Here is a 15,354-nt window from a genome sequence, read left to right as displayed (position 1 = left end):
TAAAAAATAGGTGAATTAAATAACTTTAGCGGCAAATAAATCATGGAGGTTGAGTGCTCCAAGTAATTCACCTGCAGGATCGGTTACTACCAAATGATTGATGCGATGTTTTTCCATCATTTCAATAGCCTCCTCTGCTAATAACTCGGGCGGAATTGTGCGCGGTGCTGAAGTAATTGCTTTTTCTAAAGTGAGACCATCTAAATTGGTGCTTTTCTCAAGTAAGCGACGTAAGTCACCATCTGTAAAGATGCCGGCAACTTTGTTTGCATTATCTAAAGTAACCACCATGCCCATACGCTTAGCAGTCATTTCGAGTAAAGCATCTTGCAGGGAGGCGGAGATTGCAATCTTAGGAGTCTCATCAAAGCTACGCATAACCTCACTGACATGCATGAGCTGTTTGCGACCTAGGCGGCCGCCTGGGTGTGAGCGTTGGAAATCTTCTGCCTGAAAGCCACGCGCATCTAGTAGGGCAACCGCAAGGGCATCACCCATAGCGAGTGCTGCGGTTGTGCTGCTGGTTGGGGCAAGGTTGAGTGGACAAGCTTCTTTTTCAACACTAGTGTCTAAATGGGCATCCGCTAACTTTGCCAAAGAGGAATTGGGTGCACCAGTCAGTGCAATCAGTTTTGCACCAGTGCGCTTGACGATTGGTACGATGGTGAGTAGCTCATCAGTCTCGCCGGAATTAGAGAGTGCAACAAAGACGTCATCACGAGTCACCATCCCTAGATCGCCATGACTAGCTTCTGCGGGGTGAACAAAAAAAGCGGGGGAGCCTGTAGAGGCAAAGGTAGCAGCAATCTTGCGAGCAATATGCCCTGATTTACCAATTCCAGAGACGACGATGCGGCCTTTGCAGGAGTGCAGTAGATCAACTGCCAATACTAGGGCATCAGCGTCTGCACCTTCAAGGCGATCGCGCATGGTATGCAGTGCAGCAGCCTCAAGCGTGAGGGTGTCGCGTGCAAGCTTTAGGGTTCGGTCACGAGTCTTAGCTATCATGGGGTGAGTATATGCCGTCAGTCCTTCAGTTAACTCTCATCTTGTTGGCCTCTGCGGTGGCCGGGGTAGTTATTTTCCGCTATTTTGGGCTACCCCCTATTTTGGGCTATTTGGCTATTGGTGTCCTGATTGGGCCACATGCCCTTGGCTTGGCCAATGATTCCGCCACAGTCAAGTATTTAGCTGAATTTGGCGTGGTTTTCTTGATGTTCTCAATTGGCCTGGAATTCAACCTCCATAAGCTACGAGCCATGCGGACCATCGTATTTGGCTTGGGCGGCAGTCAGGTCATTTTGACCATGCTGCTTGCAGTCCCAGCCAGCCTTTTGATGAACTGGATTTACCCTATTTCCTGGCAGGCGGCAATTGCGCTGGGGGGCGCTTTAGCAATGTCCTCTACAGCGATCGTTACCAAACTCATTTCTGAGCGCTCCGAAATTGAAACTGAGCATGGGCGCAACATCATCGGTATTTTGCTCTTTCAGGACTTGGCGGTAGTTTTCCTATTAATTTTGTTGCCTTCGCTTGGTAAGAATCCTGGCGACCTATTTTTAGCCCTGACTGCAGCATCCATCAAGATCACGGTAGCTCTAGTACTCATTTTTGTTATTGGCCAAACCTTGATGAGTCGTTGGTTCGGTTTGGTTGCTAAATTACGCTCCCAAGAGTTATTCATGCTCAACCTCTTGTTGATTGTTTTGGGGATGGCGGGACTGACTGAACACTTTGGCTTATCGCTAGCCTTAGGGGCTTTCTTGGCTGGAATGTTAATTGCCGAAACGCCCTATCGCCATCAAGTGGAAGAGGACGTTAAGCCTTTCAAAGATGTGCTCTTGGGCCTCTTCTTTATTACCGTTGGCATGCTGCTGGATTTTGAAGTGATTCATCAACAGTGGATGCTAGTTCTACTCTTATTAATTGGCCCGTTGATTTTTAAGTTCGGCTTGATTGCTTTATTGTCACGTGCTTTTGGTTCAAGTCCTGGCATCTCTATTCGGACAGGTTTGTGTTTAGCGCAGGCTGGTGAATTTGGTTTCGTACTCTTAAATCAAATTGATGGTTTGGATTTAATTGATCCTGCTTTGAGTCAAGCCATATTGGCAGCAATGCTGCTGTCAATGTTTGGTGCGCCTTTCTTAATTCAACATAGTGATCGTATCGCGATGCGTTTTTCTAGCAATGAATGGTTGTTGCAATCGCTGGCACTGACACGTGTTGCGGCAAAAAGTGTCCGCACAGAAAATCATGTGGTCATTTGTGGTTTTGGCCGCTCAGGTCAAAGCTTAGCCCGCATGCTCGATCAAGAAAAAATTCCTTACATTGCATTAGACATGGATCCTGATCGCGTAAAGGAGGCTGCCGCTGCTGGAGATAACGTGGTCTATGGTGACGCCAGTCGAGAAAATTATTTAGTAGCTGCTGGCCTGTCAAGAGCAAAGGCAGTGGTAATTACTTATGCCGACACACCAGCTAGTTTTAAAGTATTGCATCAAGTCGAGCACCTGCGTCCTGGTATGACAGTATTGGTGCGCACAAAAGATGATGCAGATCTAGCTAAGTTACAAGCAGCTGGTGCGACCGAGGTGGTGCCGGAGTTGATTGAGGGTAGCTTGATGATGGCATCCCACGTCTTACTGATCATGGGTGTGCCTATGCGTAAGGTGGTGCGTCGCATTACCGGCGCACGTGAAGCGCGTTATAGCCTATTACGCGGCTACTTCCGTGGCGTTAATGATGAGGTGGACACGAAGGAATCGTGGCGCTTACATTCAGTTACTTTGCTGCCTGAGTCAGCCAGTATTGGGCAGACACTTGAAGAGTTGCATCTTGAAAATGAAGGTGTGAGCGTGCAGGCAGTCAGGCGAAAAGTGGGCGGCTCTGACTACGTCAAATTAGAGCTCACTCCAGATTTGCGTTTGCAAGCAAACGACATTCTGGTACTGTCAGGCAATTCAGAAGCAACTGATTTAGCCGAATCTAAATTGCTCGGATGAGGTTATTCGACCCACTCGGCAGAATCACTTTTTCTTTTTGGTGGGCGCTGGTTTACGAACTAGTAGTGGCGCCAGGTAGTGACCGGTAAAGCTGGCCCCATTCTTCGCAACTTCCTCGGGCGTACCAGTAGCAATAATCTGCCCACCACCGGCGCCACCCTTAGGTCCCAAGTCAATAATCCAATCGGCAGTTTTGATCACATCTAAGTTGTGCTCAATGATGACGATCGTATTGCCTTGTTTCTTCAGGGTCTGAAGAACAGTCAGCAATAATTGAATGTCATGGAAATGCAAGCCCGTAGTTGGCTCATCCAAGATGTAGAGCGTTCTGCCGGTATCGCGTTTGGAAAGCTCTAAAGAGAGTTTGACGCGTTGCGCCTCACCACCAGACAAAGTCGTAGCGCTTTGGCCTAACTTCACATAACCCAAGCCCACATCGAGCAAGGTCTTGAGTTTTCGTTTGACGATCGGAACGGCTTCAAAGAATTCATGGGCTTGTTCGATGGTCATCGACAGCACTTCATGGATATTCTTGCCTTTATAGCGAATGTCTAAAGTTTCGCGGTTATAGCGTTTGCCGTGACAGACATCGCAAGGAACATATACGTCTGGTAAGAAATGCATTTCTACTTTAATAACGCCATCACCTTCACAGGCATCACAACGACCACCCTTGACGTTGAAAGAAAAACGTCCTGCTTCATAGCCGCGCTCGCGTGCAGCAGGTACGCCACAAAAGAGTTCTCTAATAGGCGTAAATAACCCAGTGTAAGTCGCTGGGTTTGAGCGTGGAGTTCTACCAATCGGGGATTGATCTACGCTAATGACCTTGTCAAAGTTCTCCAAGCCTTTGATCGCATCATGCGCTGCTGGCTCTGCATTGGAGCCGTAGATATGATGTGCAACTGCATGGTGCAATGTGTCGTTGATGAGGGTAGATTTACCTGAGCCAGATACGCCAGTGACGCAGGTTAATAAGCCGACAGGAATTTTGGCGTGAACAGATTGCAAGTTGTTGCCGCGCGCACCAATAATTTCTAAGAACTTATCGTTTACCGGAATACGTTTTTCAGGTACGGCGATCCACTCTCGACCAGATAGATAGGCGCCTGTGAGAGATTTAGGATTAGCCTCTACTTCAGCGGGGGTACCCTCGGCTACCACTTCACCGCCATGTACTCCAGCACCAGGACCAATATCAATTACATAGTCAGAAGCGCGGATCATATCTTCATCATGCTCAACCACTAGAACGCTATTACCTAAGTCACGTAAATGCTTCAGGGTACCGATGAGTCTATCGTTATCACGCTGATGCAATCCAATGGAGGGTTCATCTAATACATACATGACACCAGTCAGGCCAGAGCCAATCTGTGATGCCAGACGAATACGTTGAGCTTCACCGCCAGAGAGGGTGTCTGCACTACGCTCAAGCGACAAATAGTCTAAGCCGACATCGTTTAGGAAGCGTAGGCGTGAACCAATTTCTTTCACAATCTTGTCAGCGATTTCTCGTTTGGCACCTTTGAGTTCGAGTGCTTCAAAATATTCTTTAGCTTCTTTCAAGGGGAGGGCGCTGATTTGATAAATCGCGCGTGATTGCTTGCCTTCACCGACTTTGACAAAACGCGCTTCCTTACGCAAACGACTGCCACTACACGATGGACAGGTTTGTACGTTTTGGTAGCGTGATAGTTCTTCTCGAACGGTTGCCGAGTCAGTCTCACGATAGCGGCGCTCAAAATTAGCAACAATGCCCTCAAAGGCATGCTCACGAGTACTATTTTTGCCGCGCTCATTGATATATTCAAAAGGAATGGTGACATCGCCCGAGCCTAATAAAATCAAGTCTTGTTGTTTCTTATTGAGAGTCTCAAAAGGCTTCTCGACATCAAACCCGCCATGCTTAGCAAGTGTTTGTAAGAGCTTGAAATAAAACTGGTTACGACGATCCCAGCCTTTAATTGCACCAGAGGCTAGCGATAGGTCTGGGTGGGCAACAATACGCTTAGGATCAAAGAAGGATTGATGGCCCAAGCCATCACAAGAAGGACATGCGCCCATTGGATTATTAAAAGAGAAGAGGCGTGGCTCAAGCTCTTGTAATGAATAGGAGCAAATTGGGCAGGCAAACTTGCTGGAGAAAATCATCTCTTTGCCGGTATCCATGTTGACAATCATGGCTTTGCCATCGGCAAGGCGCAGAGCAGTTTCAAAAGATTCTGCTACACGTTGCTGAATATCCGGACGTACTTTAATGCGATCTACGACCACTTCAATTGAATGCTTATCGTTCTTCTTTAATGCTGGCAATTGATCTACTTCAAAGATCTCTGCTTTGGCTGTATTGGTTGTTCCACCACCAGAGCGCACACGAAAGCGAACAAAGCCTTGCGCCTGAAGATCTTGGAATAAGTCTACGAATTCACCCTTACGCTCACTCACCACGGGAGCCAAGATCATGAGCTTAGTGTCTTCTGGCATAGCCAAAACGGTATCGACCATTTGAGAAACGCTTTGCGCCTCTAGCGGTAGATCGTGATCTGGACAATGCGGGGTTCCAGCGCGTGCAAACAACAAACGCAGGTAATCATGAATTTCTGTAACTGTACCCACAGTCGAGCGGGGATTATGGCTGGTCGCTTTTTGCTCAATTGAGATTGCCGGTGAAAGGCCTTCAATCGTATCGACATCAGGCTTTTCCATCAGCTGCAAGAATTGGCGGGCATAAGCAGATAGGGACTCTACATAGCGACGCTGACCTTCGGCGTACAGGGTGTCAAAAGCCAATGAGCTTTTGCCTGAGCCAGATAAGCCAGTCAAGACGACTAATTTCTCTCTAGGGATATCTAGATTGATGTTTTTGAGGTTGTGGGTGCGGGCACCGCGGATCTTGATTTCGTTATTCATGATTTTTTAGCGTAACTTGTTAATATAGCTCTTTCCCATGAATCCTTCTGAACTTCGCTCCACTCTGGCCTTAGCCGGCATCTTTGGCCTTCGTATGTTGGGCCTATTCCTGCTTTTGCCGGTTTTTAGTATTCATGCGCGGGGCTTACCTGGTGGCGAGCATGCTCTATGGGTTGGCCTGACCCTGGGGATCTTCAATATTGTTCAGGCTTGCTTTTATATCCCCTTAGGCCGTCTTTCTGACCGAATTGGCCGTAAACCAGTTGTTTTATGGGGCTTGTCCCTGTTTGTTGCCGGGGCTCTCATTTGTGCTGCAAAGGACGACCTCCTTTGGATTGCCATCGGGCGCGGCATTATGGGCGCCGGTGCAGTCTCAGCCGCTATTTCAGCTTGGGTTGCCGATCTCACTCGTGAACAGGTGCGTACTCGTGCAATGGCGCTTGTTGGAGGTAGCATTGCTCTCTCTTTTGCACTATCACTAGTGATTGCTGCACCTATTTATCGGGTCATGGGTTTGAGTGGTATTTTCTTGGTCCTGGCTATTTTGGGTGTATTCGCGATGTTTGTGACCTTCTACATTTTGCCCAGCAATAAAGTGGAAGCTAGGGTGGAGCAAGCCTCCCTAAAAGAGGTTTTCTTTATTCCGGAGTTAATGCGCTTGAATTTTGGTGTGCTGCTATTACACGCAACACAAGTCGCCATGTTTCTAGTGATGCCGCATTTATTGGTAGAGGCAGGTATGCCGCTAGCTGATCATTGGAAAATATATTTATCAGTTGTCTTACTGTCGTTCTTGATGATGGCACCTATTTTGATATTTGGTGAGAGGCGTCATCGCCTGCGACTGGTTTTTTTAATCGCAATCATTTTTCTTGTGATTGCTGAGATTTTGTTCTCTCAGGCAAGATCAATTATTGTCATAGCACTCTCTTTATTGGTCTACTTTATTGGCTTCAACCTTTTGGAGGCCTTATTACCCTCCTTGGTGTCACGTTTTTCAAATCAATCAAAGGGAACTGCTTTGGGCATCTTCAACACTACCCAATCGATTGGTTTATTTTTTGGTGCTGCTATAGGGGGTTATTTAATCGATGCCCTTGGCGATATGGCGGTCTTTAAAATCAGTGCAGCACTCCTTTTATGCTGGCTTATAATTGCTTGGTTCATGGGCGAATTGCCTGCGAAAGTAGTAGATACAAAGAATGCAGTGGAAGTAATAACATAACCTTTAGCAGTAATAACAGCAGTATTTTTCTTCGGGAGACAACATGGCTTCGGTAAATAAGGTCATCATCGTAGGTAATGTAGGACGTGATCCAGAAACGCGTTATATGCCAAGCGGCGACGCAGTAACCAATATTTCAGTAGCGACATCGGATCGTTACAAAGATAAGCAGTCTGGCGAAATGAAAGAAACCACAGAATGGCACCGTGTTGCGTTCTTTGGAAAATTGGCAGAGATTGCTGGTCAATATCTCAAAAAGGGTTCACAAGTTTATGTAGAAGGACGTTTACGCACACGTAAATGGACTGATGCAAGTGGCCAAGAAAAATATTCTACTGAGATCGTTGCAGAAACAATGCAAATGCTTGGTGGCAAGCCAGTAGGTGGCAGTGGTGATGGTGGTGAAAGCTATAGCCGCTCAAAGCCGGTTGAGAACTCTGCACCAGCATCTTCTAATGCAGCATCCCTTGGCGCAATGGACGACGATATTCCGTTTTAAGAATTGCGTTAATTCGTTTTACCCAAGACAAAAAGCCCTTCTTGAAGGGCTTTTTGTTTACCTGCTGATTTTCTTACTGCCTCGCATGGCGAGTATTTTCTGGCCAAGGCGCATTGTGATCAGTACGGAAGGGATTAATGTCTAACCCACCACGTCGGGTGTAGCGCGCGTAGACAGAGAGTTTCTCTGGTTTGCACTGGCGCTTGATGTCGGTAAAGATCGTTTCAACACAATGCTCGTGAAATTCACCTTTTTGCCTGAATCCAATCAGATAGCGAAGTAAGCCTTCTTCCAAAATTGGCCGACCTTGGTAACGAATTTGCACACTAGCCCAATCTGGTTGACCAGTCACCGGACAATTGGATTTGAGTAAATGAGAAACTAAGCATTGCTCGATTGGTCCAAAAGACTCATTGACTTCAAGCAAGGCGGGATCGGCAGATAAGCTTGGATCGATCTCGATATCAAGGCGGTCCATCAGCACACCACTCATCTCCTGCATACCTTTTTTCGCAACCGCTTCAGTTGGATTAATGCGGGTGGCAATCTTGCTGCCTGCTACAGCTGATAAATCAGTGATTAATTGTTCGCGCACTGCTGTTTCATCGTCAAAGCGGGCGCTATTAAAACTATTGAGGTAGAGCTTGAATGATTTGGACTCAATCATGTTTGGCGAATCAGCTGGAACCTGAAATTCTGCTAAGGCAATCTGAGGTTTACCTTTTTTGTTCAGCCAGCTCAACTCAAAGGCATTCCAAATATCGATGCCTACAAAAGGAAGAGCTTGATTTGGTTTGATGTCGAGTTTGAGACGATTCTCTGAGCGGGGAATGGGGAATAGCAAGCTTGGATCATATTGATCGGGATACGGCGTTGCTTGACCAAGTGTAAGCATTGACATTAGTTTTTAGGCTTGTTGGATACGCCAGATACCACGTGACCCGTCGGTGCTACTGAGGCAGCAGATTGGCAGTGACCGGTTTGGTCATCAAAGAAAAAGTCTGGCTCGAACTCGCGTAGGAATTCGCTTTTGGAAAGTCCACCCAGGAACATGGCTTCATCAACATCAACACCCCAGGCCATCAGCGTGCGTATAGCGCGCTCATGCGCAGGTGCGGAGCGAGCCGTTACCAAGGCAGTACGGATGCGCATCCCTTTCTCGCTAGTGGTACGTTGTAAACGATGGAGTGCTTCTAACAAAGGCTTGAACGGGCCAGGCGGCAGAGGGATAGCAGCTTTTTTGCTTTCATGATCGACAAAGGCTACTAAACCTTCACTCTGAAAGACTTGTTCGGCTTCATCAGAAAAGAGAACGGCATCTCCGTCAAATGCGATGCGGATTTCATTAGGATGAGACTCTGCAGTCTTACTAGATTCTGGGTAGACGCGAGCTGCAGGAAAGCCTGCATCAATCGTAGCACGCACATCATCTTCATTTGCCGAGAGAAATAGATTGGCATGTAAAGAGCGTAGGTAGTGATAGGGTGGGCGCCCTCTCGTGAATACGCCACGCTCTAAATGAAGGCCATGGTGTTCGGCCGAGCGAAACACGCGTAAGCCACTCACTGGGTCATTGCGAGAGAGGATCACCACCTCGACACGTTGCTCACCTTCTTCATTGAAGGCTAATAACTTCTTTACCAATGGAAAAGCAACACCTGTTTGAGCAGCCTTAGAGAGGCGCTCTAATTGCAGCTTCATGTAGGCGCTGTCATCAGTAGATTCGAAGATACGATTCTCTTCCTCGAAATCAAATAGTGCGCGCGATGAAATCGCCACAACGAGTTTTCCGGTAAGTGTGTATGACATTAAGGATTAACTCTTATTTGAGAAATAGGCGATAAGCCGGATTATCGGTTTCATTCCAATGTGGATAGCCAAGTGACGCTAAGAAGTTTTGGAACTTCTTCTGTTCATTTTTTGGCACTTGTAAGCCAACGAGAATGCGGCCATAGTCTGCACCATGATTACGATAATGAAACAGGCTGATATTCCAGTTCGGTGCCATGCTGGTGAGGAACTTCATCAGTGCGCCTGGGCGCTCCGGAAATTCAAAGCGGTACAGTAACTCATCTTGGGCAAGGGCTGAGCGGCCGCCCACCATATGGCGTAAGTGAGACTTTGCTAGCTCATCATGAGTCAGATCAATCGTTGCAAACTTGGCTTTACGGAAATGCTTTGCAATCGTATTGCTGTCACTTGCTTTTTGCGTTCCAATACCTACAAAGATATGGGCTTCACTTTGGTCAGCAATACGATAGTTAAATTCAGTGACATTGCGATTGCCGAGTAATTCACAGAAGCGTCTGAAGGAGCCACGCTCCTCTGGAATCGTTACAGCAAAAACGGCTTCGCGGAATTCACCCACGTCGGCACGTTCTGCGACAAAGCGCAGGCGACTGAAATTCATATTGGCACCACAAGCAATCGCTACCAATGTTTTCTTTTTCAGGCGATGCTTATCTACATACTTTTTCATACCAGCAATAGCTAGTGCGCCAGCGGGCTCCAGAATGCTCCGGGTGTCCGTGAAAACATCATTGATCGCAGCACAGATTTCATCGGTATTTACAGTTATGATGTCATCCACCACGCGTTTGCAAATACGGAAAGTTTCTTTGCCAACCAACTTCACTGCTGTTCCGTCCGAGAAAAGACCTACATCTTTCATCTCGATGCGCTTATTGGCTTCAAGTGATCTTCTCATTGCATCCGAGTCAACCGACTGAACGCCGATCACTTTAGTTTTGGGGCTGACTGCTTTGACATATTCCCCAATGCCGGCGATTAAACCGCCACCACCAATGGCCACAAAAATGGCATCAATCGGCTCTTGGTGCTGCTGAAAGATCTCTAGGGCAATCGTGCCTTGTCCTGCAATCACATCAGGGTCATCAAAAGGGTGAACAAAGGTAAGCCCTCTTTTTTTCTCTAAAAGCTCGGCGTGATTAAAAGCATCGCTATAGGATTCACCATGCAAAATCACCTCTACCCAAGAGCCGCCGCGTGCTTTGACGGCATCGATTTTGAGGCTGGGGGTGGTAAGTGGCATCACGATGACTGCTTTGCACTTCATTTTGGCTGCGGCTAGAGCGACGCCCTGGGCATGATTACCTGCTGAAGCGGCAATTACCCCCCTTTTTAAGGCTTCTGAGGGTAAGTGGGCCATTTTGTTATAGGCACCACGTAATTTGAATGAGAAAACCGGCTGGTTATCCTCTCTTTTGAGCAATACTTGATTGCCTAAGCGCTTTGTGAGTTCGGGGGCTACTTGGAGCTCTGTTTCCCTGGCTACATCGTAGACTCGGGCCGATAAAATTTTCTTTAAATAGTTCATTGCCATGCGATGAGCGTACCATGAACGGGCTCTAAGCCCTTAAATTTGCAGGGGTTTATCAACCCAAGCCAACATCTTTATTGGTTTCCTGCCAATATCAGCATCCCTCAATTAAAATGCATATTTACCAAATATGACGCTATGAACGCCCCATTAGCTTTAAATCAGTTGTTGGATGCTGAAGCGGGTTCACCCCGCCTCCGCGAAATCCCCTATAACTACACTTCCTTTTCCGATCGTGAAATCGTTATCCGCTTGCTGGGCGAGGAGTCATGGCGTGTTCTGAATGATTTGCGTGGGATTCGCCGTACTGGCCGCTCAGCTCGTATGTTGTTCGAGGTGTTGGGTGATGTCTGGGTAGTTCAGCGTAATCCTTTCCTACAAGACGACCTATTAGATAGTGCTAGTCGCCGCCAGTTATTAATTGACGCTTTATGGCATCGCCTTGGTGAAGTAAAGAAAAGATCTAGCGGTGAATCGGTTGAGCAAGTTCAAGTTTTATTGAATGCTGCACATCGTGCGGTTGAGAATTTTGAGCAAGGCTTTAAAGAAGTGACTGAGATTCGTAAGCGTGCTCGTAAAGAGCTAAGCCGTATTACGGCCGCAGATAATATTTGTTTTGATGGTGTCTCACGTGCAGCGCATGTGACCGATGCAACGGATTGGCGCGTTGAGTTTCCGCTTGTAGTTCTGAAGCCTGACTACGAATCTGAAATCCCTGGCCTAGTAAAGGCTTGTATTGCTTTGGGTTTAACTATTATTCCGCGTGGAGGTGGTACCGGCTATACCGGTGGCGCTATTCCTCTCTACGCTATGTCGGCAGTGATTAATACTGAAAAGCTTGAGCAGATTGATAGCGTCAAGGCCAAGCGTTTGCCGGGCGTGGACCATGAAGTTTCAACCATCTTTACTGGCGCTGGTGTAGTGACACGTAGAGTGGCGGAAGCTGCGGAGCGAGCTGGTCTAGTTTTTGCAGTCGATCCTACTTCAGCGGATGCGAGTTGTATTGGTGGCAACATTGCCATGAACGCCGGCGGCAAGAAGGCGGTCTTATGGGGTACTGCATTAGATAATCTGGCCAGCTGGCGCATGGTGGATCCAGAAGGTAATTGGCTTGAGGTTGAGCGCCTTGATCACAACTTAGGAAAAATTCACGTAGCAGAAAAAGTACGTTTTGCACTGACTTGGTCTGATGGTGAGAGTGAGCCGGGCGAACACATTCTCAAAACAGAAACCTTAGAAGTAGAAGGTAAGCGCTTTCGTAAAGAGGGTCTAGGCAAGGATGTGACTGATAAGTTTTTATCAGGCCTGCCCGGCGTTCAAAAAGAAGGTTGCGATGGATTAATTACGAGCGCTACTTGGATTTTGCATCGTATGCCTAAATTCATGCGAACTGTTTGCTTGGAGTTTTTCGGTCAAGCGCAAGAAGCTATTCCCAGTATTGTAGAAATCAAAGCGTATCTCGATGGCTTGAGCAAGAACGGTGGACCAATCTTGGCTGGTCTAGAGCACTTGGATGATCGGTATTTAAAAGCAGTTGGTTATTCCACTAAATCCAAGCGCAATGCAATGCCTAAGATGGTATTGATTGGTGATATTGCTGGTGACGATGAAGAGGCGGTAGCAGCTGCGACTAGCGAAGTTGTGCGCATGGCCAACAATCGTGTGGGCGAAGGTTTTGTGGCGGTTAGCGCTGAGTCGCGTAAAAAGTTTTGGTTAGATCGTGCGCGTACAGCAGCGATTGCTCGTCATACCAATGCTTTTAAGATTAATGAAGATGTCGTAATTCCACTGCCGCGCATGGGTGAGTACACCAATGGTATCGAGCGCATCAACATTGAACTCTCACTCAAAAATAAGTTACAAGTTTTAGATGGCCTCAAAGCTTTCCTAAAAAAGAGCGCCCTGCCACTCGGCAAAAACGATGAGGATTATGAAATCCCCAGCGCTGAAATTTTGGGTGATCGCGTACAGCAAGCTCTTGAACTAATTGATAAGGTACGGGCGCGTTGGTCAGATTGGCTGATGCAGATGGATACGTATTTTCCGGATCTACAGAATTATAGTTTGCGCGCCTCATGGAAAACAGAAGTGCGCGCTGAACTCAGAATCATTTTTGGTGGCCTAGCATTTGAGCCCATCCTCAATGAACTGGAAGCCATTCATAAAAATATTTTACGTAAGCGGGTATTCATAGCGCTCCACATGCATGCGGGTGACGGTAATGTGCATACCAATATTCCGGTGAATTCGGATGACTACGAGATGCTGCAAGATGCTCATCGCGCTGTCGATCGGATTATGAAATTGGCTCGCTCATTAGATGGTGTGATTTCTGGTGAGCATGGTATCGGCATTACTAAGCTGGAGTACCTTACTGAGGCTGAGCTGAAAGACTTCCGCGCCTACAAAAAGCGTGTTGATCCTGAGGGTCGCTTCAATAAGGGCAAGTTGATGCCACATGCCGATCTCAGCATTGCTTACACCCCGAGCTTTGGTTTGATGGGGCATGAGTCCATCATCATGCAGCAAAGCGATATTGGTGCAATTGCTGATAGCGTGAAAGATTGCTTACGTTGCGGTAAGTGTAAGCCAGTCTGCTCTACACATGTACCGCGCGCTAATTTGTTGTATAGCCCACGTGACAAAATTTTGGCAACCTCCTCTTTAATCGAAGCCTTCCTGTACGAAGAGCAAACGCGTCGTGGCGTATCGATTCGTCATTGGGAAATGTTTGATGACGTTGCAGCACATTGCACTGTATGCCATAAGTGTTTAACACCTTGCCCTGTCAATATTGATTTTGGTGAGGTTTCGATGAACATGCGTAACTTGTTGCGCAAGATGGGGCAGCAACGCTTTAACCCCGGAACAGCGGCATCGATGATGTTCTTAAATGCTACTGATCCTGACACTATCAACTTGCTTCGTAAGACCATGATTGGTTGGGGTTATAAGCTCCAGCGTTTGGGTAATGATGTGTTTCGTAAGTTCGCTCGCAAACAAACTGCGCACCCACCCGCCACGGTAACCAAGCCCAATATTCAAGAGCAGGTCATCTTCTTTGTAAATAAGAAGATGCCTGGTAATCTGCCGAAGAAAACTGCTCGTGCACTCTTAGATATTGAGGATGCGAATTACGTTCCGATTATTCGAGATCCAAAAACAACCTCCGCGGATACTGAGGCAGTGTTCTATTTCCCAGGTTGTGGTTCTGAGCGCTTGTTCTCGCAGGTCGGTTTAGCTACGCAAGCGATGCTGTGGAATGTGGGCGTACAAACAGTACTGCCTCCAGGCTATCTCTGCTGCGGCTATCCACAGCGTGGCAATGGCGACTTCGATAAAGCAGAAAAGATGATTACGGATAACCGTGTTCTCTTTCATCGCGTAGCCAATACTCTCAATTACTTGGATATCAAGACCGTGGTAGTTTCATGTGGCACTTGTTATGACCAGTTGGCGGGCTATCAGTTCGAACAGATCTTCCCGGGTTGCCGCATCATTGATATTCATGAGTACTTGCTGGAGAAGGGTGTCAAGCTTACGAATGTGACCGGTGTGAAGTATATGTATCACGATCCATGCCACTCACCAATGAAGTTGCAAGACCCTCTTAAGACGGTGAATGAGCTGATTCAGTCAGAAGATGGCAAAGCAATTCAGAAGAATGACCGCTGCTGTGGTGAGTCTGGAACTCTTGCGGTGACACGTCCCGATATTTCAACTCAGGTGCGTTTCCGTAAGCAGATCGAGATGGAAAAGGCTGCCGATGAATTGCGCAAAGATGATTTCACTGGTGATGTCAAAGTGCTCACTAGTTGCCCATCTTGCTTACAAGGCCTCACTCGCTTTGATGCCGATAGCGATACTACTGCCGATTACATTGTGGTTGAAATGGCGCAAAAATTATTAGGTCCTGATTGGATGCAAGATTACGTTGCTAAGGCAAATCAAGGTGGTATTGAGAGGGTATTGGTTTAATGATTCCAACTAATGTTGTAGTACATCAGCAGTCAAAAGTGCTAGAGCTCTCTTATGAGAATGGCAATACCTTTCGCCTACCTTTTGAATTTTTAAGAGTGGTATCTCCTTCGGCCGAGGTCCAAGGTCACGGTCCTGGACAGGAGACTTTGCAAACTGGTAAGCGTGAAGTGCTGATAGCGAATATTGAGCCAGTGGGCCACTACGCTCTTAAGCCTTCATTTTCCGATGGACATGATTCTGGTTTGTATTCTTGGGACTACCTGCAATTTTTATGCGAGAACCAAGAGGCATTGTGGAAAGAGCACTTGGATAAACTCGCTGCTGCTGGTCTAGATCGTGACTCTCCAATGGGTGTTGCCGGTGGTAAATCTTGTGGCAGCCATTAACCGTCGTT

10 protein-coding genes are annotated in these 15,354 nt (G+C 47.2%); 5 read left to right on the top strand and 5 right to left on the bottom strand.

The window, feature by feature from the left end:
- Window positions 1-15: 15 nt before the first annotated feature.
- Complete coding sequence (locus ICN22_RS00435) at window positions 16-1,008, bottom strand: KpsF/GutQ family sugar-phosphate isomerase (RefSeq protein WP_216168378.1); 993 nt, start codon at window positions 1,006-1,008, stop codon at window positions 16-18.
- 11 nt (window positions 1,009-1,019) lie between these two features.
- Here ICN22_RS00435 and ICN22_RS00430 point away from each other — a divergent pair, with 11 nt between their 5' ends.
- On the top strand, window positions 1,020-3,002 hold the full coding sequence (locus ICN22_RS00430; protein ID WP_216168377.1) for a monovalent cation:proton antiporter family protein: 1,983 nt from the start codon (window positions 1,020-1,022) through the stop codon (window positions 3,000-3,002).
- A 24-nt stretch (window positions 3,003-3,026) separates the two neighbouring features.
- Here ICN22_RS00430 and uvrA read toward each other — a convergent pair whose 3' ends face one another.
- Entirely contained in the window at window positions 3,027-5,915 is a 2,889-nt protein-coding gene (gene uvrA / locus ICN22_RS00425) for an excinuclease ABC subunit UvrA (protein WP_216168376.1), read from the bottom strand.
- 37 nt (window positions 5,916-5,952) lie between these two features.
- Here uvrA and ICN22_RS00420 point away from each other — a divergent pair, with 37 nt between their 5' ends.
- Window positions 5,953-7,140 carry an MFS transporter gene (locus ICN22_RS00420; RefSeq protein ID WP_216168375.1) on the top strand — a complete coding sequence of 396 codons (1,188 nt, stop codon included), beginning with the start codon at window positions 5,953-5,955 and terminating at the stop codon, window positions 7,138-7,140.
- A gap of 43 nt (window positions 7,141-7,183) precedes the next feature.
- Complete coding sequence (ssb, locus tag ICN22_RS00415; RefSeq protein WP_046330869.1) at window positions 7,184-7,639, top strand: single-stranded DNA-binding protein; 456 nt, start codon at window positions 7,184-7,186, stop codon at window positions 7,637-7,639.
- A 73-nt stretch (window positions 7,640-7,712) separates the two neighbouring features.
- On the opposite strand, the gene queF is transcribed toward ssb, so the two are convergent.
- The 3 genes from queF to ilvA are packed head-to-tail and all read right to left on the bottom strand — an operon-like array spanning window position 7,713 to window position 10,982.
- The gene (gene queF, locus ICN22_RS00410; protein WP_216168374.1) at window positions 7,713-8,540 is read right to left on the bottom strand and encodes an NADPH-dependent 7-cyano-7-deazaguanine reductase QueF; all 828 of its coding nucleotides are present in this window, start codon (window positions 8,538-8,540) and stop codon (window positions 7,713-7,715) included.
- Complete coding sequence (locus ICN22_RS00405; RefSeq protein WP_215308491.1) at window positions 8,540-9,448, bottom strand: 5'-nucleotidase; 909 nt, start codon at window positions 9,446-9,448, stop codon at window positions 8,540-8,542. Before ICN22_RS00405 ends, queF begins: the two co-directional genes overlap by 1 nt.
- A 13-nt stretch (window positions 9,449-9,461) precedes the next feature.
- Window positions 9,462-10,982 (bottom strand): threonine ammonia-lyase, biosynthetic, encoded by a 1,521-nt coding sequence (gene ilvA, locus ICN22_RS00400; protein ID WP_216168373.1) that lies wholly within the window; start codon window positions 10,980-10,982, stop codon window positions 9,462-9,464.
- A 135-nt stretch (window positions 10,983-11,117) separates the two neighbouring features.
- Here ilvA and ICN22_RS00395 point away from each other — a divergent pair, with 135 nt between their 5' ends.
- Both ICN22_RS00395 and ICN22_RS00390 read left to right on the top strand, forming a co-directional pair.
- Window positions 11,118-14,957, top strand: a complete 3,840-nt coding sequence (locus ICN22_RS00395) for a DUF3683 domain-containing protein (protein WP_216168372.1) — start codon at window positions 11,118-11,120, stop codon at window positions 14,955-14,957.
- Window positions 14,957-15,346 (top strand): gamma-butyrobetaine hydroxylase family protein, encoded by a 390-nt coding sequence (locus tag ICN22_RS00390; RefSeq protein ID WP_216168371.1) that lies wholly within the window; start codon window positions 14,957-14,959, stop codon window positions 15,344-15,346. The genes ICN22_RS00395 and ICN22_RS00390 overlap by 1 nt, the downstream gene beginning before the upstream one ends.
- Window positions 15,347-15,354 lie beyond the last annotated feature (8 nt).

Origin of the sequence: Polynucleobacter bastaniensis, assembly GCF_018882205.1 — a bacterium.
GTDB classification, from domain to species: Bacteria; Pseudomonadota; Gammaproteobacteria; order Burkholderiales; family Burkholderiaceae; genus Polynucleobacter; species Polynucleobacter bastaniensis.
This window is presented reverse-complemented; position numbering and strand designations above follow the sequence as displayed.

Excerpts from the sequence above, each read along its gene's own strand:
- ICN22_RS00435 (WP_216168378.1), bottom strand. The coding sequence starts at position 1,008 with ATGATAGCTAAGACTCGTGACCGAACCCTAAAGCTTGCACGCGACACC.
- ICN22_RS00430 (WP_216168377.1), top strand. The coding sequence starts at position 1,020 with ATGCCGTCAGTCCTTCAGTTAACTCTCATCTTGTTGGCCTCTGCGGTG.
- uvrA (WP_216168376.1), bottom strand. The coding sequence starts at position 5,915 with ATGAATAACGAAATCAAGATCCGCGGTGCCCGCACCCACAACCTCAAA.
- ICN22_RS00420 (WP_216168375.1), top strand. The coding sequence starts at position 5,953 with ATGAATCCTTCTGAACTTCGCTCCACTCTGGCCTTAGCCGGCATCTTT.
- ssb (WP_046330869.1), top strand. The coding sequence starts at position 7,184 with ATGGCTTCGGTAAATAAGGTCATCATCGTAGGTAATGTAGGACGTGAT.
- queF (WP_216168374.1), bottom strand. The coding sequence starts at position 8,540 with ATGTCAATGCTTACACTTGGTCAAGCAACGCCGTATCCCGATCAATAT.
- ICN22_RS00405 (WP_215308491.1), bottom strand. The coding sequence starts at position 9,448 with ATGTCATACACACTTACCGGAAAACTCGTTGTGGCGATTTCATCGCGC.
- ilvA (WP_216168373.1), bottom strand. The coding sequence starts at position 10,982 with ATGGCAATGAACTATTTAAAGAAAATTTTATCGGCCCGAGTCTACGAT.
- ICN22_RS00395 (WP_216168372.1), top strand. The coding sequence starts at position 11,118 with ATGAACGCCCCATTAGCTTTAAATCAGTTGTTGGATGCTGAAGCGGGT.
- ICN22_RS00390 (WP_216168371.1), top strand. The coding sequence starts at position 14,957 with ATGATTCCAACTAATGTTGTAGTACATCAGCAGTCAAAAGTGCTAGAG.